19 protein-coding genes and 1 pseudogene are annotated in these 21079 nt (G+C 60.8%); 9 read left to right on the top strand and 11 right to left on the bottom strand.

Annotated elements, in window-relative coordinates:
• The first annotated feature begins 35 nt into the window (after nt 1-35).
• From GSM73_RS23275 to fdhA, 3 genes are all read left to right on the top strand, one after another.
• Nucleotides 36-668 carry a sarcosine oxidase subunit gamma gene (locus GSM73_RS23275; RefSeq protein WP_076383401.1) on the top strand — a complete coding sequence of 211 codons (633 nt, stop codon included), beginning with the start codon at nt 36-38 and terminating at the stop codon, nt 666-668.
• Between the two features lie 166 nt (nt 669-834).
• Nucleotides 835-1692: a formyltetrahydrofolate deformylase gene (gene purU, locus GSM73_RS23270; protein WP_160893951.1), complete on the top strand. Its 858-nt coding sequence runs from the start codon at nt 835-837 to the stop codon at nt 1690-1692.
• Nucleotides 1693-1917: 225 nt separating this feature from the next.
• Nucleotides 1918-3117, top strand: a complete 1200-nt coding sequence (fdhA, locus tag GSM73_RS23265) for a formaldehyde dehydrogenase, glutathione-independent (RefSeq protein ID WP_047228141.1) — start codon at nt 1918-1920, stop codon at nt 3115-3117.
• 574 nt (nt 3118-3691) lie between these two features.
• Here fdhA and GSM73_RS23260 read toward each other — a convergent pair.
• Nucleotides 3692-3904 (bottom strand): cold-shock protein, encoded by a 213-nt coding sequence (locus tag GSM73_RS23260; RefSeq protein WP_076383403.1) that lies wholly within the window; start codon nt 3902-3904, stop codon nt 3692-3694.
• A gap of 275 nt (nt 3905-4179) precedes the next feature.
• On the opposite strand from GSM73_RS23260, the gene GSM73_RS23255 reads away from it, so the two are divergent.
• Nucleotides 4180-4761, top strand: coding sequence for a DUF2780 domain-containing protein (locus tag GSM73_RS23255; protein ID WP_047228139.1), 582 nt, complete (start codon nt 4180-4182; stop codon nt 4759-4761).
• Here the strand turns inward: GSM73_RS23255 and GSM73_RS23250 are convergent, their stop codons facing one another.
• Nucleotides 4762-5649 (bottom strand): acyltransferase, encoded by an 888-nt coding sequence (locus GSM73_RS23250; RefSeq protein ID WP_160893949.1) that lies wholly within the window; start codon nt 5647-5649, stop codon nt 4762-4764.
• 288 nt (nt 5650-5937) lie between these two features.
• On the opposite strand from GSM73_RS23250, the gene GSM73_RS23245 reads away from it, so the two are divergent.
• From GSM73_RS23245 to creD, 4 genes are all read left to right on the top strand, one after another.
• Nucleotides 5938-6441 carry an ATP-dependent zinc protease gene (locus GSM73_RS23245; protein WP_047228137.1) on the top strand — a complete coding sequence of 168 codons (504 nt, stop codon included), beginning with the start codon at nt 5938-5940 and terminating at the stop codon, nt 6439-6441.
• Nucleotides 6442-6510: 69 nt separating this feature from the next.
• Nucleotides 6511-7191, top strand: a complete 681-nt coding sequence (creB, locus tag GSM73_RS23240) for a two-component system response regulator CreB (RefSeq protein WP_076383405.1) — start codon at nt 6511-6513, stop codon at nt 7189-7191.
• Complete coding sequence (creC, locus tag GSM73_RS23235) at nt 7191-8609, top strand: two-component system sensor histidine kinase CreC (RefSeq protein WP_160893947.1); 1419 nt, start codon at nt 7191-7193, stop codon at nt 8607-8609. The genes creB and creC overlap by 1 nt, the downstream gene beginning before the upstream one ends.
• A gap of 139 nt (nt 8610-8748) precedes the next feature.
• Nucleotides 8749-10122, top strand: a complete 1374-nt coding sequence (gene creD / locus GSM73_RS23230; RefSeq protein WP_160893945.1) for a cell envelope integrity protein CreD — start codon at nt 8749-8751, stop codon at nt 10120-10122.
• A 183-nt stretch (nt 10123-10305) separates the two neighbouring features.
• Here the strand turns inward: creD and GSM73_RS23225 are convergent, their stop codons facing one another.
• The 8 genes from GSM73_RS23225 to GSM73_RS23190 form a co-directional block, all read right to left on the bottom strand.
• Nucleotides 10306-10935 carry a glutathione S-transferase gene (locus tag GSM73_RS23225; protein WP_160893943.1) on the bottom strand — a complete coding sequence of 210 codons (630 nt, stop codon included), beginning with the start codon at nt 10933-10935 and terminating at the stop codon, nt 10306-10308.
• Between the two features lie 188 nt (nt 10936-11123).
• Entirely contained in the window at nt 11124-11303 is a 180-nt protein-coding gene (locus GSM73_RS23220; protein ID WP_076383409.1) for a hypothetical protein, read from the bottom strand.
• A complete protein-coding gene (locus tag GSM73_RS23215; RefSeq protein WP_076383410.1) occupies nt 11300-12430 on the bottom strand; it encodes a PepSY domain-containing protein in 1131 nt (376 codons plus the stop codon). Before GSM73_RS23215 ends, GSM73_RS23220 begins: the two co-directional genes overlap by 4 nt.
• A gap of 65 nt (nt 12431-12495) precedes the next feature.
• Nucleotides 12496-14934 (bottom strand): TonB-dependent siderophore receptor, encoded by a 2439-nt coding sequence (locus tag GSM73_RS23210; protein WP_160893940.1) that lies wholly within the window; start codon nt 14932-14934, stop codon nt 12496-12498.
• Nucleotides 14935-15146: 212 nt separating this feature from the next.
• Nucleotides 15147-16127 carry a FecR domain-containing protein gene (locus GSM73_RS23205; protein ID WP_047228129.1) on the bottom strand — a complete coding sequence of 327 codons (981 nt, stop codon included), beginning with the start codon at nt 16125-16127 and terminating at the stop codon, nt 15147-15149.
• The gene (locus tag GSM73_RS23200) at nt 16124-16642 is read right to left on the bottom strand and encodes an RNA polymerase sigma factor (protein ID WP_092400806.1); all 519 of its coding nucleotides are present in this window, start codon (nt 16640-16642) and stop codon (nt 16124-16126) included. Before GSM73_RS23200 ends, GSM73_RS23205 begins: the two co-directional genes overlap by 4 nt.
• Nucleotides 16643-16857: 215 nt before the next feature.
• On the bottom strand, nt 16858-17565 hold the full coding sequence (locus tag GSM73_RS23195; RefSeq protein ID WP_047228127.1) for a PolC-type DNA polymerase III: 708 nt from the start codon (nt 17563-17565) through the stop codon (nt 16858-16860).
• Entirely contained in the window at nt 17562-19496 is a 1935-nt protein-coding gene (locus tag GSM73_RS23190; RefSeq protein ID WP_305468590.1) for a putative nucleotidyltransferase substrate binding domain-containing protein, read from the bottom strand. Before GSM73_RS23190 ends, GSM73_RS23195 begins: the two co-directional genes overlap by 4 nt.
• Before the next feature lie 257 nt (nt 19497-19753).
• Here GSM73_RS23190 and GSM73_RS23185 point away from each other — a divergent pair, with 257 nt between their 5' ends.
• Entirely contained in the window at nt 19754-20200 is a 447-nt protein-coding gene (locus tag GSM73_RS23185) for a response regulator (protein ID WP_047228125.1), read from the top strand.
• A 126-nt stretch (nt 20201-20326) separates the two neighbouring features.
• Here the strand turns inward: GSM73_RS23185 and GSM73_RS27885 are convergent.
• A pseudogene (locus tag GSM73_RS27885) lies at nt 20327-21079 on the bottom strand (malate synthase G); the annotation flags it as partial.

Here is a 21079-nt window from a genome sequence, read left to right as displayed (position 1 = left end):
GTGGGAACGATCAATCTACGAGACAGGTGCTCCATATGACCGCAGTCAACGTGTACCAACAACGCCCAACCACCGGGGCCAAGGCCGAGTCGTCGCTGCACCATGCCGACCTCGCCAGCCTGGTGGGCAAGGGTCGCAAGAACGCCGGCGTGACCGTGCGCGAGAAGAAACTCCTGGGCCACTTGACCATCCGTGGCGATGGTCATGACCCTGCGTTCGCTGCTGGCGTGCACAAGGCCCTGGGCCTGGAGCTGCCGGGCGCGCTGACCGTCATCGTCAAGGGCGAAACCAGCCTGCAATGGCTCGGCCCGGACGAGTGGCTGCTGGTGGTGCCCAGTGGCGAAGAATTTGCCGCCGAGAAAAACCTGCGCGAAGCCCTGGGCGATCTGCATATCCAGATCGTCAACGTCAGCGGCGGTCAGCAGATCCTCGAACTGTCCGGCCCGAATGTGCGCGACGTGCTGATGAAATCCACCAGCTATGACGTACACCCAAGCAATTTCCCGGTGGGCAAGGCCGTGGGCACGGTGTTCGCCAAGTCGCAACTGGTGATCCGCCACACGGGCGAAGACACCTGGGAACTGGTGATTCGCCGCAGCTTCTCCGATTACTGGTGGCTGTGGTTGCAGGATGCCGCGGCTGAGTATGGGTTGAGCGTGCAGGCCTGACTAGGGTTGGACGCTGTCCTTTTGTGGCGAGGGGATTTATCCCCGTTGGGCTGCGCAGCAGACCCCAAACCTGCCACCTCAGTACGTCAGGCCGATCACATCAAGCTTTTTGGGGCTGCTTCGCAGCCCGACGGGGATAAATCCCCTCGCCACAGGAGTCACTGCAATGAGCCGCGCCCCAGACACATGGATCTTGACTGCCGACTGCCCCAGCGTGCTCGGCACGGTGGACGCGGTGACGCGCTTTCTGTTCGAGCAGGGCTGCTACGTCACCGAGCATCATTCCTTCGACGACCGGCTCTCAGCTCGTTTTTTCATTCGTGTGGAGTTCCGCCAACCCGACGGTTTTGATGAGCAAAACTTCCGGGCCGGCCTGGCCGAACGTGCGCAAGCCTTTGGCATGATCTTCGAACTGACGCCACCCAACTACCGGCCCAAAGTGGTGATCATGGTCTCCAAGGCCGATCACTGCCTCAACGACTTGCTCTACCGTCAGCGCATCGGCCAGTTGTCCATGGACGTCGTGGCCGTGGTGTCCAACCACCCGGACCTCAAGCCGCTGGCCGACTGGCACCAGATTCCGTACTACCATTTCCCCTTGGACCCGAACGACAAGCCCTCCCAGGAGCGGCAGGTGTGGCAGGTGATCGAAGACACCGGCGCCGAGCTGGTGATTCTCGCCCGCTACATGCAAGTGCTGTCGCCGGAGCTGTGTCGCAAGCTCGACGGCAAGGCGATCAACATCCATCACTCGCTGCTGCCGGGCTTCAAGGGCGCCAAGCCGTATCACCAGGCCTACAACAAAGGCGTGAAACTGGTCGGCGCCACGGCGCACTACATCAACAACGACCTGGACGAAGGCCCGATCATCGCCCAGGGCGTGGAAGTGGTGGACCACAGCCACTATCCCGAAGACCTGATCGCCAAGGGCCGGGACATCGAAGGGCTGACCCTGGCCCGGGCGGTGGGGTATCACATTGAGAAAAGGGTGTTTTTGAACGCCAATCGCACGGTCGTTCTTTAGATTTTTGGGGCCGCTTCGCAGCCCATTCGCGAGCAAGCTCGCTCCCACAGGATCTGCGTCGTTATACAGATTCTGATGACACCCACAATCCACTGTGGGAGCGAGCTTGCTCGCGATGAGGCCCTTACAGACAACAAAGAAACAAGACACAAGCACTACCCGAGCAATCAACGCGCTGCCTGCCTGGGCAACGCAGTTTCATAAAAACAACAGCGAGGTGAAAGCATGTCTGGCAATCGTGGTGTCGTGTATCTCGGCAACGGCAAGGTCGAAGTACAGAAAATCGACTATCCAAAAATGCAGGACCCGCGTGGCAGGAAGATCGAGCACGGCGTCATCCTGCGCGTGGTATCCACCAACATCTGCGGCTCCGACCAGCACATGGTGCGCGGCCGCACCACCGCTCAGACCGGCCTGGTCCTGGGCCACGAAATCACCGGGGAAGTGATCGAAAAGGGCAACGACGTCGAAAACCTGAAGATCGGCGACCTGGTGTCTGTTCCGTTCAACGTGGCTTGCGGGCGCTGCCGTTCCTGCAAAGAACAACACACCGGCGTCTGCCTGACCGTCAACCCGGCCCGTGCCGGCGGTGCCTACGGTTATGTGGACATGGGTGACTGGACCGGCGGCCAGGCCGAATACGTGCTGGTGCCCTACGCGGATTTCAACCTGTTGAAGCTGCCGGACCGCGACAAGGCCATGGAGAAAATCCGCGACCTGACCTGCCTGTCCGACATCCTGCCGACCGGCTACCACGGCGCCGTCACCGCCGGCGTTGGTCCTGGCAGCTCCGTCTACATCGCGGGTGCCGGTCCGGTTGGCCTGGCGGCTGCCGCTTCCGCCCGCCTGCTGGGTGCCGCTGTGGTCATTATCGGTGACGTCAACCCGATCCGCCTGGCCCACGCCAAGGCCCAGGGTTTTGAAATCGCCGACCTGTCCAAAGACACCCCGCTGCACGAACAGATCGCCGCGCTGCTGGGCGAACCGGAAGTCGACTGCGCCGTTGACGCTGTGGGCTTCGAAGCCCGTGGTCACGGCCATGAAGGCGTCAAGCACGAAGCTCCGGCCACCGTGCTCAACTCGTTGATGGGTGTGGTTCGCGTAGCCGGCAAGATCGGCATCCCCGGCCTCTACGTCACCGAAGACCCGGGCGCGGTCGATGCCGCGGCAAAAATGGGTAGCCTGAGCATCCGTTTCGGTCTGGGCTGGGCCAAGTCCCACAGCTTCCACACCGGCCAGACCCCGGTGATGAAGTACAACCGCCAACTGATGCAAGCCATCATGTGGGATCGCATCAACATCGCCGAAATCGTCGGCGTACAGGTCATCAGCCTGGACGACGCGCCTAAAGGCTACGGCGAGTTCGATGCAGGCGTACCGAAGAAGTTTGTGATCGATCCGCACAAGATGTTCAGTGCGGCCTAAGCGGTAGGCAAGACGGAAAAAGGGCGACAGTGATGTCGCCCTTTTTATTTGATAGGTTGCCCTCAAGGTTGTTTATTGAGTGTCAGCTGTTTATTCCTCCAAGCCTGCTGAGGAGGAGGGCCCTCATCCACATACTGCTCCCGGTAACTATATAAGCAGGTGTTTGCTACAGGCGTGGGCGTTGTTAACGTCATTTGGTACATCGGTTGTAGAAAGTTAGGGCCCACGGCCTCGCCCCGCCAGATAACTTTTCCAGAGGAGTCCTTCACAGAATACTCCTCGTAGACCGGTCGGCCAGGAATGGTCTCTGGCATTAAACGAAACACAATTTCCCCTACGGCGGGACAGCTTGTTGCGTTCGCAGCATGGGTCACGCCCAGGAGTCCAGCGACGGAAAGTATGCAAACTATTAAACCGCGCATTTCAGGTACTCGCTTGTTGATTGGAGCAACGATGATCGCTGAGCGTCGTGCTTGGGCCTACTGTCAGAAATGACAGTGGGTCAGACTAAAAGGAAATAGCCTTGCGGGTTTTCATGCGACGTTTCAGGGAAAGGATCTGAGTGAGCCGAGGGTTATTCCGGCGTCACTCTCAGAGCCTGCATGCCTTTATCACCCATCTCGATTTCAAACGAAACAGTCTGTTTCTGTTTCAATGTTTTATAACCCTCGCCAGCTATTGCCGAGTAATGAACGAACAACTCCTCGCCTCCTTTGCCGCAGGTAATGAAGCCATAGCCCTTTGCATCGTTAAACCATTTAACGGTTCCTTTGATTCGGTCGTTCATTTTTATTCTTCCTGCTTGCCCGAATGAAGAAAGGCACAGGGACTGTGGTTTGCCCATAGCCTTGTTTTTCGTTGTCACGGCTGCAGCTTAGAGTCCGTATGAACAGCTGCCTACTGTCAACATTGACAGTAGGCAATACCGAAGTCGTGGAGGACGTCGAGGGCTTGGGGGCGATGAGCAGGGCAGCAGGGAACAATCCCCCTGGACCCCAGTCCAACGCACGCTTTACGCCGCTCTTTATGAGCGGTTTTTTCATGCTCAAGAGGATGTCCCGGATGAAGGTTTCACGAGGTTTTGCACTGTCTTGCCTGCTCGCGCTGGCAAGCAGCCCGGCCTTCGCGCAGTTCAGCCTCAGTGATGCGGCCAATGCGGTGGCGGCGATGCAGGGCGATCAGCCGGGGGAGGGCGCGGTGGCAGCTGCGCCGCAAGCCGCCGGGTTGCTCAATACCCTGGGCTCGGAGCTCAAGATCACCCCGGAACAGGCCATCGGCGGTGCCGGTGCGATGCTGGGGCTGGCGAAGAACCGACTCAGTGAGCCGCAGTTTTCCGAATTGAGCAAAAGCGTGCCGGGCCTGGATCAGATCGCTGGCAACAACGCTATCGGTGGGCTGAATGGCTTGGGTGGCCTGGGCGGTTTGCTCGGTGGCGGGTCGGACAAGAACGCCTTGCTCGACGGCCTGCTGGGTAACGTCAAGGACACCCACGACCTGAACAACGCCTTCAGCGCGCTGGGCATGGACAGCGGCATGATCGGCCAGTTTGCCCCGGTGATCCTTGAATACCTCGGCCAGCAGGGTGTGGCCAGCTCGCTGCTGCAGAACCTGGGTGGCATCTGGGGGGCCGGCGCAGGTATCTGATCAGTCGCGCTCGCTGCGCAAGGCGGCGATGCGCTGATCTTTTTCGATCCAGAGCTGGTTCACCCAGTTCTGGACATGCTGGCGAAACACCGGATCGTTTTCGTAATCGCCCTGCCACAGCGCCGTGTCCAGCTCGCGGGTCTGGATGTCGATAATGACCTTCGGCACCGCACCGCTGATCAAATCCCAGAACCCCGGCGTCCGTTCCTGGGGGTACACCACCGTCACGTCCAGCACCGCGTCCAGTTGCTCGCCCAGCGCCGCCAGCACGAATGCCACGCCACCGGCCTTGGGTTTGAGCAGGTGTGTGAAGGGAGACTGTTGCTGTTGGCGCTTGGCGGCGGTGAAGCGTGTGCCTTCGAGGTAATTCACCACGGTGACTCGTTGGCGCTTGAACAGCTCGCAGGCCTGACGGGTGATTTCCAAGTCTTTGCCTGCCAGCTCCGGATTTTTTGCCAGGAAGGCCTTGGTGTAGCGTTTCATGAAAGGGTAATCCAGCGCCCACCAGGCCAGCCCCAGGAACGGTACCCAGATCAACTCTTTCTTGAGGAAAAACTTGAAGAACGGCGTACGCCGGTTGAGGGCCTGGATCAGCGCGGGGATGTCGACCCAGGACTGGTGATTGCTGATGACCAGATAGGAGGTGTCGCGGCGCAAGTCGCCGCCGCCGCGTATTTCCCAGCGGGTGGGAATGCACAGGGCGAAGATCAGTTTGTCGATTTCGGCCCAGGTTTCGGCGATCCACATCACTGCCCACGAGGCGCAGTCGCGAAGACGCCCGGGCAGGACCAGTTTGAGCAACGCGAACACCATCAACGGCCCGAACAGCACCAGGGTGTTGAGCAACAGCAGAAGGGTGACAAAACAGCCGGTGAGCAGGCGGCGCATAAATAACTCTTGCAAACAGGTGGGCGGGCCATGATAAGCAGCTTCGGGCGGCAGGCCAAATCGAGGTGAAACGAGCAACCTGTGGCGAGCGAAGTGATCTGTGGGAGCAAAGCTTGCTCGCGATGAAAGTAACGCTATTTCTCTGGAACCGTGGTGGCCGTATCGCGAGCAAGCTTTGCTCCCACAGACCCCCTTTCCCCGGCAGAGATGTTCTTGACGCCAACCGAACGAATTCACAGCCCACGGTCTAAAATCCCGCTGCCCACCCATACAAAGGAAGTCCATTACGTGAAATCCCTTCTCGCTCTGCTTTCCCTGGTGGCCCTTCCAGTGCTGGCCGCCGAACCGACCCTGTACGGGCGCTACGAATACATCGCGCTGCCGGAAATCGGCGGTGAGGTGCTCAAGGCCAAGATGGACACCGGCGCCCTGACGGCCTCGCTGTCGGCCAAGGACATAGAAACCTTTACCCGCGACGGCGAGGACTGGGTGCGTTTCCGCCTGGCGACCAAAGGCGCGAGCAACAAGCTCTTTGAGCACAAGGTCGCACGCATCAGCAAGATCAAGACCCGTTCGGAAGAAGATGAAGACGACGAATCGGCTGCCCCCAGCAAACGTCCGGTGGTGGAGCTTGAAATGTGCCTGGGTGATGTCAAGCGGACCGTTGAGGTCAACCTGACGGACCGCAGCAGCTTCAACTACCCGCTGCTGATCGGCGCCAAGGCCCTGCGCGAGTTTGATGCGGCGGTGAACCCGGCCCGACGTTTTACCGCTGACAAGCCCGACTGCTGATTTCCCTGATTGACGTGCCCCCGGGGTTGGGGCACCGTTCCGGCAACTTTACTGTCGGGCGCGGACGCCATGCCTCACATTCTGATTGTCGAAGACGAAGCCGCCATTGCCGATACGCTGGTGTTTGCCCTGCAAGGGGAGGGTTTCGGCACCACCTGGCTGAGCCTTGGCGCGGCTGCGCTTGAGCATCAGAAAAGCACCCCGGCGGACCTGATCATCCTCGACGTGGGCCTGCCGGATATCAGTGGATTCGAGACGTGCAAAAATCTCAGACGTTTCAGCGACGTTCCGGTCATCTTTCTTACAGCCCGGGATGCTGAGATCGACCGGGTAGTGGGGCTGGAGATCGGGGCCGACGATTATGTGGTCAAACCGTTCAGCCCTCGGGAAGTGGCGGCGAGGGTCCGCGCCATCCTCAAGCGCGTCGCGCCGCGACCGCCCACGGATCTGGGCGCCGGGCTATTTCAGGTCGACACAGAGCGGGTGCAGATCCACTATCGTGGCCGACCGCTGAACCTCACCCGTCACGAATTCCGCCTGTTGAACTGTCTGCTGGAGCAACCCGAGCGTGTGTTCAGCCGCGAACAACTGCTCGACGCCCTGGGTGTGGCCAGTGATGCCGGCTACGAGCGCAGCATCGACAGCCACATCAAGAGCGTGCGCGCCAAATTGCGCTTGGTCAGGGCCGAGGCTGAACCTATCCAGACTCACCGTGGCCTCGGCTACAGCTACAGCCCGGGACATAGCTGATGTCGCTGGGCATCCGGATTTTCCTGGTGTATGTGCTGTTCATCGGTTTGACCGGGTATTTCGTCCTCAACACAGTGATGGAAGAAATACGCCCCGGCGTGCGCCAGTCCACCGAAGAAACCCTGGTGGACACCGCTAACCTGATGGCCGAGATCCTGCGGGACGATTTCAAGGCCGGCACCCTCAACCAGAACCGCTGGCCGCAACTGCTCAAGGCTTACGGTGAGCGCCAGCCTGCAGCATCGATCTGGGGGTTGCCAAAGAACCAGGTCAACCATCGCATCTACGTCACGGACGCCAAGGGGATTGTGGTGCTCGACTCCAGCGGTGTGGCGGTGGGCCAGGATTATTCGCGCTGGAACGACGTCTACCTGACCCTGCGCGGGCAATACGGCGCACGCTCGACCCGCAGCGTTGCCGATGATCCGACGTCTTCGGTGATGCACGTTGGCGCGCCGATTCGCGACAACGGCCGGATTATCGGCGTGGTCACCGTGGCCAAGCCCAACAGTTCGCTGCAACCCTATGTCGACCGCACCGAGCGGCGCCTGTTGGCTTACGGCGCCGGGTTGATCGGCCTGGGGCTGCTGTTGGGCGCCTTGTTGTCGTGGTGGCTGAGCGCGGCGCTACGGCGTTTGACTGTTTATGCCGAGGCCGTCAGCCAAGGGCAACGGGTAGAGGTGCCGCATTATCGCGGTGGCGAGTTCGAGCAACTGGCCGGTGCGGTGGAACACATGCGCACCCAACTGGAAGGCAAGGCTTACGTCGAGCGCTACGTGCACACCCTGACTCACGAACTCAAGAGCCCGCTGGCGGCAATCCGTGGTGCCGCCGAGTTGCTGCAGAGCGACATGCCGACGGCCCAGCGTCTGCGTTTCGTCAGCAACATCGACAACGAAAGCGTGCGCATGCAGCAGTTGATCGAGCGTTTGCTCAACCTGGCCCAGGTCGAGCAGCGACAGGGACTGGAAGAAGAGGTTGCCGTGCCGCTGGCGGCATTGATGGACGAGCTGCTGGAGGCCCGCAGTGGCTGGATCGAAAGCCGGCAGTTGCGGATCGAGCGGCACATTGCCGTGGACCTGACATTGACGGGAGAGCCGTTTCTGTTGCGTCAGGCCCTGGGCAATCTGCTGGAAAACGCCCTGGACTTCACGCCCGTCAACGGGTTGTTGCGCATGAGTGCCGAGCGTGTCGGCAACCGCGTCGAGATCCGGCTGTTCAATCAGGCCGAACCGATTCCCGCCTACGCCCTGCCGCGTCTGAGTGAACGCTTCTACTCCCTGCCGCGCCCTGACAGCGGTCGCAAGAGCACCGGGTTGGGCCTCAACTTTGTGGAGGAAGTGGTGCAGTTGCATGCCGGGGAGTTCAGTATTGGCAATGTCGAGGGTGGGGTTGAGGTGGTTTTGCGGTTGCCTTGAAACCGCCTCTGCCGCCTGACAGAACACAACCCTGTGGGAGCGAGCCTTGGGCAGTCTCCACACAATCTCCACAATCTCTCCATAACCCCAGCACACAGCCGGCTCAAGCTCTCCCTCATTCGAACAGGGAGAGCCCCACATGAACCGCAGCCTCGCCGTAAAACTGGGCATGATTGCCCTATTGATCCTCCTGCTGATGATCCCGTTGTTGATGATCAACGGCCTCATCGACGAGCGTCAGGAACTGCGCGACGGTGTACTGCAGGACATCGCCCGCAGTTCCAGTCACAGCCAGCAACTCATCGGGCCGATGATCGTGGTGCCGTTTCGCAAGGATGTGCGGGTCTGGAATACCAACGAGAAGACCGGCGCGCGTTTCCTGGAAACCGTCGAGCAAAGCGGTGAGTTGTATTTTCTGCCGGAGCAATTGGACGTCGACGGCCAGATCCGCACAGAAACCCGTGCACGCGGGATCTACGAGGCGCGGTTGTTTCATGCCGACAACCGGATCGACGGCCACTTCAAGGTGCCTGAGCGTTTCGGCGTGGCCACCAAGGATTTTGCCGACTACCGCTTTGACGAGCCCTATCTGAGCGTGGGCATCAGCGACATCCGCGGTATCGAGAATGCACTGACCCTGAAGCTCAACCAGCAGACCGTCGATTTCCTGCCCGGCTCGCGGATCGGCTGGCTGGGGCAGGGCGTGCATGTGCCGCTGCCAATGGTCACGGCCCAGGGCAGCACTGAGCTGACCTTCGGTTTCGACCTGCGGCTGCAAGGCACCGGTCAGTTCCAGATTCTGCCGGTAGGTAAGTCCACCCAAGTGCACCTGTCGGCCGACTGGCCGCACCCCAGCTTTATCGGCAACTACTTGCCTACCCAGCGCGACATCAATGAGCAGGGCTTCAGTGCCGACTGGCAGACCTCGTTTTTCTCTACCAACCTGCTGGAAACCTTGCAAGCCTGCGAGCCAAGCGATGGCTGTGAAGCGTTTCGCAGCCGTGCCTTTGGTGTGAGTTTCATCGACCCGGTGGACCAATACCTCAAGAGCGACCGGGCGATCAAATATGCACTGCTGTTCATAGCGTTGACGTTTGCCGGGTTCTTTCTCTTCGAAGTGCTCAAGAGCCTGGCGGTGCATCCGGTCCAGTACGCCTTGGTAGGCGTGGCTCTGGCGTTCTTTTACCTGTTGCTGCTGTCCCTGTCGGAACACATCGGTTTTGCCCTGGCGTATTTGCTGTCAGCCAGCGCCTGTGTGCTGCTGATCGGGTTCTATGTCTGTCATGTGTTGCGCAGCGTGAGCCACGGCCTGGGGTTTTCGGCGGGGTTGGCGGGCTTGTACGGTTTGCTCTATGGATTGTTGAGTGCCGAGGACTACGCGTTGCTGATGGGCTCGCTGTTGCTGTTCGGTCTGCTCGGTGTGTTCATGGTATTGACCCGTAAGCTGGACTGGTACCGGGTGGGAGCGAAGCCGACGGCTGCGATGACGTTCGATCTGGGAGAGGTGAAATGAGCCGGTCGCTGGGGTTGCGCGAGGACCGGCAATGGCGAGCAGTGCTGGTGACGCGCATAGGGCAGTTGTTTCCCTTGGATCCGCTGCGCTGCCATCGCGGGCAAGCCTTGCTCCCACAGGCGGAGCAAGGTCTATGTGGGAGCAAGGCTTGCCCGCGACAAGGCCAGTATGGCTAACGCAGGGCTAGATTCTAGGCACTGTCTCGACCATCGAAGGCCGCAAGCTCACTTCGGCAAACCACGCTGCCAATTGTGGATTGGCCTTGCGCCATTCCAGATCGGGATGGCGCAGGTCCAGGTAACCCAGGGCGCAGGCCACGCTGATGGACGCAATGTCGAAATGGCAGGCCAGTTCGGCTATTGCCTCGGCTTCGAGCATGCCCAGGGCGCGGCGGATCTTGTCTCGTTGCGCATCGAGCCACTCGGCCCAGTGTTTTTCTGAAGGTCGCAGGGCGGTTTCGTAGCGAATCATCACCGCGGCATCCATGATTCCGTCAGCCAGGGACGCCAGGGTCAGGCGTCGCCACCGGGCTGCGCCGTCCCGGGGAATCAGCGGATTGCCGACGTGCTGGTGGTCGAGGTAATCAAGAATGACGCGACTGTCGTGGAGCACATTGCCATTGGCCAGGCGCAGGGCCGGGATCTTGCTCAGGGGGTTGTCATCAATGAGTGCCTGGTCCGGCCTGACCGGCGTGAGCTGGCTGAGCTGCAACGCCACGCGGTCTTGCTGGCCGGTTTCGTGCAGCAGCACCAGGACCTTGCGCACGAAAGGCGAAGCGGGGTTGTGGAACAACGTCATGCTGGGGGCCGACATGCAGGTATCCTCGATTAACGGGCAAGGGCTTAGCCTAGACAGTTCCAAGGCGGCTGGCGAGGCCGATTGGATGCCAGTGTGGGAGCGAGCCTGCTCGCGATAGCGCAGTGTCAGTCGATATCAATGTGACTGGTTCACCGCCATCGCGAGCAGGCTCGCTCCCACATTGGGTCCGCGTCGGGCTGAAGTTATCTGCGTTTGATCAGCCCCCAGGTTCCCAGCACCGTCGGCACGCCCAAACCCACCCAACTCACGGCATCCCAGGCCCCATCGCCGAGCAATGCCGAAAACAACCCCGCCGCGCTCAGCACGCCGATTGCCACGGGAATACCAAACACTTTCCAGAAACTCGACTGCCGGGGCCTCACGAGACCACCTGCGCTGCGACCGCTGCGCGCTTGGCCGCTTTTCGCCGCACGAGCCACAGGTAGACGCCGCTGCCGAGGACGATGATGGTCAGCACGTCCAGGGTCGCCCAGAAAATCTGCATCGGCCGACCGCCGTAGTCGCCGAAGTGCAGCGGCAGGGACAGGCTCATCATATCCATGTACCACGGCCGTTCAGCCACGGCGGTGACGTCCAGGGTGCTGGCGTCGATCAATACGGGTGTCAGCAGATGGGAGGTCAGGTGGGTGTCACCTTTCATGAACACGCTGTAGTGGTGTTCGCTGGAAAACAGTGTACCGGGGAAGGCGATGAAGCTGGGCTCCATGCCCGGCGCAACCTCTTTGGCGATGTCCAGCAAGCGGGTCGCCGGGGCCAGTTGCGTCAGCGGCGGGGCGTCGCGATAGGGCTCGACCATGGCGCTGAGGCTGTCATTGCGCCAGGCGGCGATGATCAGGTCGGCGCACGCCGCGATGACGCCGGTCACGCCCACCGTCAGCGCCCAGACCAGCGTGACCACGCCGATCAGGTTGTGCAAATCGAGCCAGCGCAGGCGCGTGGATTTGTCCTGGCGCACCGTGGCGAATTTCAGGCGGCGCATGAACGGCAGGTACAACACCACACCGGAAACGATGGCGATCACGAACAACAGGCCCATGAACGCCAACAGCAACTTGCCTGGCAAGCCGGCGAACATGTCCACATGCAGGCGCAGCATCACCATCATGAAACCGCCGTTGGCCGAGGGCATTTCCAGGGCCTCGCCGGTGCGGGCATCGAGCATGAACGTGTGGGAGGAATTGGGTTCGGTGCCCGGCGTCGGCGCCATGATGGTGATGACACCGTTGGGATCATCCTCGTCCCAGCCAAAATACTGGACCACCTCACCGGGGCGATGGGCCTTGGCTTTTTCCACCAGTTGCGCAAGGTCCAATGGCGGTGTGTCGGCCGGCATTTCGCGAAGCTCGGGGGCGTCGCCCAGCAGATGCTCGATTTCGTGATGAAAAATCAACGGCAGCCCGGTGATTGCCAGCATCAGCAGAAATACCGTGCAGATCAGGCTGGTCCAGGTGTGGACGAAGGACCAGCGACGGATGGTTTTGCTTTTCATGATTGATCCGAATGCAAAAAGGGCCACAGGTGGCCCTTCAAAAGGTTTACGCAAATGCTAACCGTTTACCATTTGTAATTCACGCTGGCGACGACGCTGCGTTGATCGCCGTAGTAGCAGTAGAAACCGTCACACGTGGACAGGTAGTCCTTGTTGAAGACGTTTTTTGCATCCACCGCCACCGATACCCCTTTGAGCGAGTTGTTCAGGCGACCCAGGTCGTAATGGGCCGAGGCGTCATACACGGTATAGGAACCGACATGGCCCCAGTCGGTGTTGGTGGTGTTGCCATAGGTGTCGCCGACGTAACGCACACCCGCACCGACACCAAAGCCGTCCAGCGGGCCGTTGTGCCAGGTGTAGTCCGCCCAGGCGGTGGCTTGGTTACGCGGCACCTGGGCCATGCGCTTGCCTTTTTCCGCCGTCGTGCCTTTGGTGATTTCACTGTCGTTGTAGGTGTAGGAGCCGATGAGCTTCAGGTTGTCGGTCACGTCGCCCGAGGCCTCCAACTCCAGGCCACGTACCTGTACTTCACCCACTTGGCGGGTGACGTTGTTTTCGGTGACAGAGTTGTTTTTCTGGGTCAGGTCGAACACCGCCGCCGTCAGCAGGGTTTTGGTGCCGGGTGGCTGGTACTTGATGCCCGCTTCGTACTGTTCGCCTTCGGTCGGCTTGAATGCATCGGTGCTGTTGACGTTGGTACCGGCCGCTGCCTGGAAGGACTGGGCGAAAGAAATGTACGGCGTCACGCCATTGTCGAAGACGTAGCTCAGCGCCGCGTTACCGCTGAATTTCTTGTCGCGCTGGGTGTTGGTCGCGCCGGCCTGGTTGTGGAACTCGGTGCCGGTGTGGATCCAGTCTTCACGACCACCGAGGGTCAGACGCCAGTTGTCCAGGGCGATCTGGTCCTGGATGTAGAGACCGGTTTGCTGGGTCTTCTGGTTGTAGTCGTACATGGTGAAGTACTGGACGTTGGAGAAATCCTGTCCGTAGGTCGGGTTGTGGATATTGCTGGCCGGTACGCCAGTCGAGCCCCACAGCCAGCGCGAGTTGCTGTTGGAGCGCTGGTGATCCAGGCCCAGCAACAAGGTGTGGCTCAGGGCTGCGGTTTGGAAGTCGGCCTGGAAGTTGTTGTCCACGGCGAACTGGCTGACGTCTTCATCGACGATACCCGCTGTTCGCTGCACGGTTCCGTCGGCGCTGACCGCTTCGTCGGGGCCGGCCGGCCAGATCTGCCCGCCCGCAGTGACACCCTGAAACTCCAGGTCGCTCTTGGTATAGCGCAGGTTCTGGCGGAACTGCCAAGTGTCGTTCAGACGATGTTCAAACGCATAACCGAGGGCGTAGTAGGTGCGGTCGTAGAATTCCCAGTCCGGGTCACCCAGGTTTTTGTGGTGGGAAATCTTGCCGGCCGGCGACGACAGCTTGGTGCCTTGCAGCGGCAGGAATTGCCCGGTGATGCCGGTGTCGTCGCGGGTGTACTGAGACAGGAAGGTCAGACGGGTGTCGTCGTTGATGTTCCAGGTCAGGCTGGGGGCGATGTTGTAGCGTTTGTCCGGGATGTGATCGACCTGGGCGTTGCTGTCGCGCACCGTGCCGCTGACCCGATACAGGAACTGGCCTTCGTCATCGACCTTGCCGGTGCTGTCGAAGTTGATCTGCTTGTGTTCGTAGCTGCCGGCTTGCAGTTCGACCTCGTGGCTGCTTTGAGCTTGCGGGCGACGGCTGACCATGTCCAGCATGCCGCCGGGTGGCGTCTGGCCGTAGATCGAAGACGCCGGACCACGCAGCACGGCGATGCGTTCGAGGTTCCAGGGCTCGATTTTCGGCGTGACGTAGTTGCCCTTGGGCAGCGGCAGACCATCGAGGAACTGCGTCGGTACAAAACCGCGCACCAGCAGCCAGTCGTTGCGTGAGTCCGAGCCGTAGCCGCTGCTCTGCACGCCAGCGGTGTAGCGCAGGGCGTCATTGAGGTTGAGGACCGAGCGATCTTCCATCTGCTGGCGTGTGACCACGGAAACCGAGCGCGGCAGTTCGACAATCGGCGTATCGGTCTTGGTGCCGGCTGCCGTGCGAGTGGCGACATAGCCATCGGTCGGACCCCACGCGGTCTCGCTGAGGCCGGCGCCGATCACGCTGGTTTCCGGCAAAGCCATGACGCCTTCGGGCACGGCCACCAGGCTGTAGGTGCCGGCGCTGCTTTGTTGCAGCTGAAGACCGGTGCCGCGCAACGCCTCACGCAATGCGCCAATGGCATCGAACTGGCCCTGGACCGGTGCCGAGGTTTTGCCCGAGGCCAGGGACGGGGTCAGACTCAGGGCGAGCCCGGCCTGACTGGCGATCTGGTTCAGGGTGCTGGCCAATGGTGCGGCGGGCAGGTTGTAGGTGCGCACGCTCGAGGCTTGTTCGGCGGCCAGCAACGGGCCGCTGACCAACGGGGCGGCAAAAGCGATGGCAACGGCCAACAGACTGGGGCGCAACAGGGTGTCTAGCGGGCGGGACATACGGCGGCTCCTGAATGGAAATATTTCTCAATTGCCTTGGTGCCGGATGAAAATTCAAAAGTGATAGGGCTGGATGAAAATAATTTAGATTCAGGTTGGGGTGAGGTGTCCAACGGGTCTTCGGATCGGGACGGCTTCATCGCGAGCAGGCTCGCTCCCACAGCGGATCACTGAAGATCAAATGTGGGAGCGAGCCTGCTCGCGATGGGGCCTCAAGGCTTGGTCTCGGCCCTCGGCCCCACCATCACCCACCAGCGCGTGTGATGCTCGACCTGTACCGGCAAGGTCGGGAGCAGGGCGCTGAGTGCCAGATCGGTGTCGTGCAGCGGGAAGCTGCCAGTGATGCGCAGGTCTGCCACCTGTGGCTCGACACCCAGGTAGCCGCGACGATAGCGTCCCAGCTCATGGACCAGGTCTTCGAGGCGGGCGTTGTCCACCACCAGCATGCCGCGGGTCCAGGCATCGGCACCCGGATTCAGGGCCATCGTCGGCCCGAGGCCGTCGCGACGCATCAACACCTGCTGGCCTTCGCGCAGGATCTGCTCTTCGTCGGTGGCCTGCGGATGCGCCGCCACTGCCGACTTCAACACGCTCAGGCGCGTGCCTTCTGCTTCTCGCTTGACCAAAAAACGGGTGCCCAGGGCGCGCATGTTGCCTTCGCGGGTTTCAACGATAAACGGACGCGGGTCGTTGTGGCCGGTTTCCACCAGGATCTCGCCTTCTTGCAGGACAATGCGGCGCTGCTTGTCATCGAAACGCACGTCCAGCGCACTGTGGGTGTTGAGGTTGATCAGCGTGCCGTCGGCCAAGCGCAGGACGCGTTGTTCGCCGGTGGCGGTGCGCTGGTCGGCCAGCCAGTAATCCAGCGGCAAGTAACGATCTCCGGCAAACAACGCCAGGCCGATCACTGCAACAATGCTGGCCAGGCTGCTACCGAGCTTGCGCACCCGGCGACGGATGTTTGCTCTGGATTGCAACAACGCGGCTCGCCCAGGGCCGTTGGCGACACTGAAGCGTTGGTCAAGCATGCCCAGTTGCCGCCAGGCCCGGGCGTGTTCTTCGTCGGCGGCATGCCATTGGGCGAACGCTTCCCGCTCCTGGGCACTACCGCCGCCTGAGTCCAGGGACAGTTGCCAGGCAATGGCCGCATCCAGAACCCCGGTCGAGACGGGTTTGGAAGAAGGCGTGCTCATGTCGGCTCACCATAAAGCGCGATGTAGCACTGGCGCATGCCCTGGGCCAGGTACTGCCGCACCCGGGGCACGGAAACCCCCAGGCGCTCGGCGATTTCTGCATGGCTGAGGCCGTCGAGGCGGTTGTAGAGGAAGGCGGCGCGGGCCTTGCTCGACAATTTGCCAAGCAGCCGATCGATAGCCTTGAGGTCTTCGAGGATCAGTTGCTGCTCTTCCAACGACGGCTGTTCGTTTTCCGGGATCAGCATCAGCTCGGTGAGGTAGGCCTGCTCCAGCGCCGCCCGACGGAAATAATCGAACAGCAGTCCCTTGGCGATCGCCACCAGAAACGCCCTGGGCTCTCGGGGCGCTGTCAGTTCCTCCCGGCCCAGCAGGCGCACGAAGGTGTCCTGGCTCAGATCTTCGGCCCGCTGCGGGCAGGCCACGTTGCGGCGCAGCCATGCCAATAGCCACCCGCGATGGTCACGGTACAACGCACCAACCAGATCACTGTGGGGGCTTGGGACTGACGACACGAAGCATCACCGACGTTTTAAGTAACGAGAATTGTTCGCGATTGTCGCAGAGGCGGGGGAGAGAAAGCAATTGGCGCTGGTCGGAGCACGATCCGCGGGTTCAGGTGAGTCTGTAGGAGCAAGGCTTGCCCGCGATGGCATCGCCGGGACTGGCAGCCAGGCCGAGTCGCCTGCATCGCGGGCAAGCCTTGCTCCCACAGGTCAACCACCTTGGGCTAAAGCGAAGGCGCCCGTTGCCGTCGCTTCCATTGGCTCAGGTGCTGTTGCAGCTCAAGCGGGCTATGGATCTGCTGCTGACGGGCACGGCTGAACAGAATGAGCGCCAATTCGGCGGTGGCCAGGGCGTCGGCGCTGGCGTTATGACGGTCGAAGACTTGCAATTTGCACCAGTCGATCCAGTCGTCCAGGCCGGCCTTGCGCAGGTGCGCTTGAGGGCAGAGCATCGGCGCCAGGTCAGCGACATCCAGAAACGAATGCTGCAAGCGATAACCGAGGTAATCCTTCAGTGCTCGCCCCAGCATGTGGGAGTCGAACGGCGCATGAAATGCCAGCAGAGGGCTGTCGCCGACGAATTCCATGAACGCCAGCAGCGCCTCGGCGGGGTCGCTGCCGGCGGCAATTTCACTCGGCGCCAGGCCATGGATCAATACGCTGGGTCCCAGCTTCTGCTTGTCGCATTGCAAGGTGCGTTCGAACTGTTGGCTGAAGTCGATGGCGCCGTCTTCTATGACCACCGCACCGATGGACAGCACCTGATCCTTGTTCAGGTTCAACCCCGTGGTTTCCAGATCCAGCACCACCCAGCGTTGCTCCCTCAGGCTGCATTCACCCAGGGGCGCGGGGGCCGGCAGGCGTTCCAGGCGCTGTTGCACGTCTTCAGGCAACATCGGTTGGACCGGGCGTAACCAGGAAAAAATGCTCACAACTGGTACCTCAGCGTCAGGCTGCTTTGCAGCCGTTGGGCTTGGCGCAGGGATTCGCGCAGAATGCGCCGGTCCAGATGATTAAGGCTGTCGGGGTCGACCCGGTTGGAGTAGGGCAGGTTTTCGCGGGTCTGCAGTTGATGTTGTTGCATGCGGGTTTGCTGGATGAAGTGGTAGGCCTCTTCATAGGCCGCGCCATCGAGCGGTTGGATCACGTCCTTGATGACCAGTTGCCGCAAGCGCTCCAGGGTATTGTTGGCTTCGATGCCATTGGCCAGGGCCAGCAGGCGAGCGCCGTCGACAAAAGGCGTCAGGCCTTGCACTTTCAGGTCCAAGGTGGCTTTTTCGCCGTTCTTGCGGCTGAGCACGAAATCCCTGAAGCGTCCCACCGGTGGACGATGACGCAGCGCGTTCTCGGCCATCATGCGCTGGAACAAACGGTTATCGGCCACCTGTTCGAGCACTTGCTGGCGCAACTGCTCACAGCCTTGCTCATCGCCCCAGACCACCCGCAGGTCGAAATAGATACTCGAGCTCAATAGGTTTTCCGGCGTCGCTTCACGAATGAATGCGGCAAAGCGCCGGGCCCATTCGGCGCGGGACAGGCACAGCTCCGGGTTGCCGGCCATGATGTTGCCCTTGCACAAGGTGAAACCACAGAGGGCCAGGCTCTGGTTGATCTGTTGGGCGATGGGCAGCAGCAGCCCGCGGATCTGCGCCGCATGGGCGGCGTCCCGGGCTTCGAACAGGATGCCGTTGTCCTGGTCGGTGTGCAGGGTCTGCTCGCGCCGGCCTTCACTGCCGAAACACAACCAACTGAACGGCACGCCCGGGTCACCCTTGTCGGCCAGGGTCAGTTCGATGACCCGGCACACGGTGTGGTCGTTGAGCAGTGTGATGATCTGGGTGATCTGCGTCGACGACGCACCATGGGCCAGCATGCGCTCGACCAATTGACCGATCTCGCCGCGCAGGGCCACCAGGGTCTCGACTTTCGGAGCGCTGCTGATGGTCCGTGCCAGATGTACCAGGTCGACCCGCTGCAGGGAAAACAGATCGCGCTCGGACACCACGCCGCACAAGCGATGGTCCTTGACCAGACAAACATGGGCAATGTGGCGCTCAGTCATGGCGATGGCCGCGTCGAAGGCGCTGTGGTCCGGCGAGAGATAGAAGGGTGTCGGGGTCATGTGCGCGGCGATGGCTTCGGAAAAATCCCCGGAGCCGTCGGCGACCACATGCCGCAGGTCGCGCAGGGTAAAAATCCCTACCGGCGCTTTTTGCTCGTTCACCACCACAATGCTTCCGACCTGCTGTTCGTGCATCAGTTTCACGGCTTCGCGCAGGGGCATGTCGGGGTTGCAACTCACCGGATGACGCATCGCCAGCTCGCCCAGCCGGGTGTTGAGGGAGTATTGGGTGCCGAGGGTTTGCGCGGACTTCTGCTGGACTTGCTGATTGAACTGGTCGAGCAGGCTGCTAACTCCACGCAGCGCGAAATCACGAAACGGGCTCGACAGGGCGAATAGCTTGATGAATGCCTGCTTGTTCAACTGCAGGCAGAAGGTGTCCTCGCCGGCACGGTGTTCGGTGCGCGTGGCCCGCTCGCCCAGCAGCGCGGCAAGGGGGAAGCATTCGCCGGTGGTGATTTCGAAGGTGGTTTCGGTGCCACCTTTTGCCGAATGCGGACGCTCGCCCACGACCCGGCCCTGCTTGACGATATAAAAGTGTTCCACCGTGCCGTCGGCCGGTTTGATGATGGTGTCCCCCGGTGCGTAAAAACGCAGCAGGCATTGCTCCACCAGATAAGCCAGGTGAGCGTTTTCCATTTGGTTGAACGGGGGAAAACGCTGAAGGAATTGCAGCGTTCCCTGGATGTTCTGCAACACCGCGGTTTTCCCAGCCTGGGTAAAGGCGTCCGTTTTTTTCATAACCATGGCGCAGTCTTTTTTGAATTGTTGTGGTCGGATCTGTCCCCATGGTCAACCCCTGAGGGTAGGGTGCCCATTGGACGTAAGTCTAGGTCAACGCAAAAGGCTGGGAACGATAGAAAAATCCCTCGTGTGGTCTATCCGAAGCCTGCAATAAATGTACTTGGAAAAAAATCCGACGAAGTGCACATTGAAGCGACGCAGAACGATGTCTGACCACTGTGCCAGGGGATCGATTAAAGAACGTAGAGAGCATCATGTCCGACCACGATATTTTGAGTGACGCCGAGCGCGAGGCGCTGAGTGCCGTCATGCTGGAACCCGACCTGCCGCCGCAACGAGTCTTGATTGTCGATGACGACAAGGACGCTCGTGAGCTGCTATCGGAAATTCTGGCCCTGGACGGCATTCACTGCATGACCGCCGCCAGCGGTGAAACGGCGCTCAAGTTGCTGGAAACCAAGCCGTCGATTGGCCTATTGATCACTGACTTGCGTATGGGCAATGTCGATGGCCTTGAACTGGTCCGCCTGGTCCGTGAGTCGGAGCGGGCAGCGCTGCCGATCATCCTCGTCTCCGGCGATGCCGACGTGAAGGACGCCATCGAAGCGATGCACCTGAGCGTAGTGGATTTTTTGCTCAAGCCTATTGATACGGAAAAATTGCTGGGTCTGGTCAAGCATGAGCTGGGGATGGATCTTTAAAATTGTCTGTGGGAGCCGATGAATCCCACAATGACTAGAGCATCAGCTAGGGCTTGGTGATTTTGCAATGAAAAAGCCCTGATCTTTCGATCAGGGCTTTTTCTTGTGCTGCGTTTTACCCTTCAATCACAGCCCATTGGCTGCCTTGAACTCGCGACGACGACGATGCAGCACCGGCTCGGTATAGCCGTTAGGCTGCCGGGTGCCTTCGATCACCAACTCCACTGCCGCCTGGAAGGCGATGTTGCTGTCGAAGTCCGGCGCCAGTGGACGGTACAGCGGGTCGCTGGCGTTCTGGCGGTCCACCACCGGCGCCATGCGCTTGAGGCTTTCCATCACCTGGTCCTGGGTGACGATGCCATGGCGCAGCCAGTTGGCGATGTGCTGGCTGGAAATACGCAGCGTCGCACGGTCTTCCATCAGGCCAATATCGTTGATGTCCGGCACCTTGGAGCAACCTACGCCCTGGTCGATCCAGCGCACCACGTAACCGAGGATGCCCTGGGCATTGTTGTCCAGTTCGTTCCTGATCTGCTCCGGCGTCCAGTTCGGGTTCACGGCCAACGGGATGGTCAGGATGTCGTCCACCGAGGCGCGGGCACGTTGGGCCAGTTCGGCCTGACGGGCGAACACGTCGACCTTGTGATAATGCAGCGCGTGCAGCGCTGCAGCGGTCGGCGACGGAACCCACGCGGTGTTGGCACCGGCCATGGGATGAGCGATTTTCTGCTCCAGCATCGCTGCCATCAGGTCCGGCATGGCCCACATGCCCTTGCCGATCTGTGCGCGACCCTGCAGGCCGGTGCTCAGGCCGATATCGACGTTCCAATTCTCATACGCGGCGATCCACTTCTCGGCTTTCATATCAGCCTTGCGCAC

It is taken from the genome of Pseudomonas sp. PICF6 (genome assembly GCF_009831705.1).
Taxonomy (GTDB): domain Bacteria; phylum Pseudomonadota; class Gammaproteobacteria; order Pseudomonadales; family Pseudomonadaceae; genus Aquipseudomonas; species Aquipseudomonas rhizophila.
This window is presented reverse-complemented; position numbering and strand designations above follow the sequence as displayed.

Excerpts from the sequence above, each read along its gene's own strand:
- GSM73_RS23275 (WP_076383401.1), top strand. The coding sequence starts at position 36 with ATGACCGCAGTCAACGTGTACCAACAACGCCCAACCACCGGGGCCAAG.
- purU (WP_160893951.1), top strand. The coding sequence starts at position 835 with ATGAGCCGCGCCCCAGACACATGGATCTTGACTGCCGACTGCCCCAGC.
- fdhA (WP_047228141.1), top strand. The coding sequence starts at position 1,918 with ATGTCTGGCAATCGTGGTGTCGTGTATCTCGGCAACGGCAAGGTCGAA.
- GSM73_RS23260 (WP_076383403.1), bottom strand. The coding sequence starts at position 3,904 with ATGAACGACCGAATCAAAGGAACCGTTAAATGGTTTAACGATGCAAAG.
- GSM73_RS23255 (WP_047228139.1), top strand. The coding sequence starts at position 4,180 with ATGAAGGTTTCACGAGGTTTTGCACTGTCTTGCCTGCTCGCGCTGGCA.
- GSM73_RS23250 (WP_160893949.1), bottom strand. The coding sequence starts at position 5,649 with ATGCGCCGCCTGCTCACCGGCTGTTTTGTCACCCTTCTGCTGTTGCTC.
- creB (WP_076383405.1), top strand. The coding sequence starts at position 6,511 with ATGCCTCACATTCTGATTGTCGAAGACGAAGCCGCCATTGCCGATACG.
- creC (WP_160893947.1), top strand. The coding sequence starts at position 7,191 with ATGTCGCTGGGCATCCGGATTTTCCTGGTGTATGTGCTGTTCATCGGT.
- creD (WP_160893945.1), top strand. The coding sequence starts at position 8,749 with ATGAACCGCAGCCTCGCCGTAAAACTGGGCATGATTGCCCTATTGATC.
- GSM73_RS23225 (WP_160893943.1), bottom strand. The coding sequence starts at position 10,935 with ATGTCGGCCCCCAGCATGACGTTGTTCCACAACCCCGCTTCGCCTTTC.
- GSM73_RS23215 (WP_076383410.1), bottom strand. The coding sequence starts at position 12,430 with ATGAAAAGCAAAACCATCCGTCGCTGGTCCTTCGTCCACACCTGGACC.
- GSM73_RS23210 (WP_160893940.1), bottom strand. The coding sequence starts at position 14,934 with ATGTCCCGCCCGCTAGACACCCTGTTGCGCCCCAGTCTGTTGGCCGTT.
- GSM73_RS23205 (WP_047228129.1), bottom strand. The coding sequence starts at position 16,127 with ATGAGCACGCCTTCTTCCAAACCCGTCTCGACCGGGGTTCTGGATGCG.
- GSM73_RS23190 (WP_305468590.1), bottom strand. The coding sequence starts at position 19,496 with ATGAAAAAAACGGACGCCTTTACCCAGGCTGGGAAAACCGCGGTGTTG.
- GSM73_RS23185 (WP_047228125.1), top strand. The coding sequence starts at position 19,754 with ATGTCCGACCACGATATTTTGAGTGACGCCGAGCGCGAGGCGCTGAGT.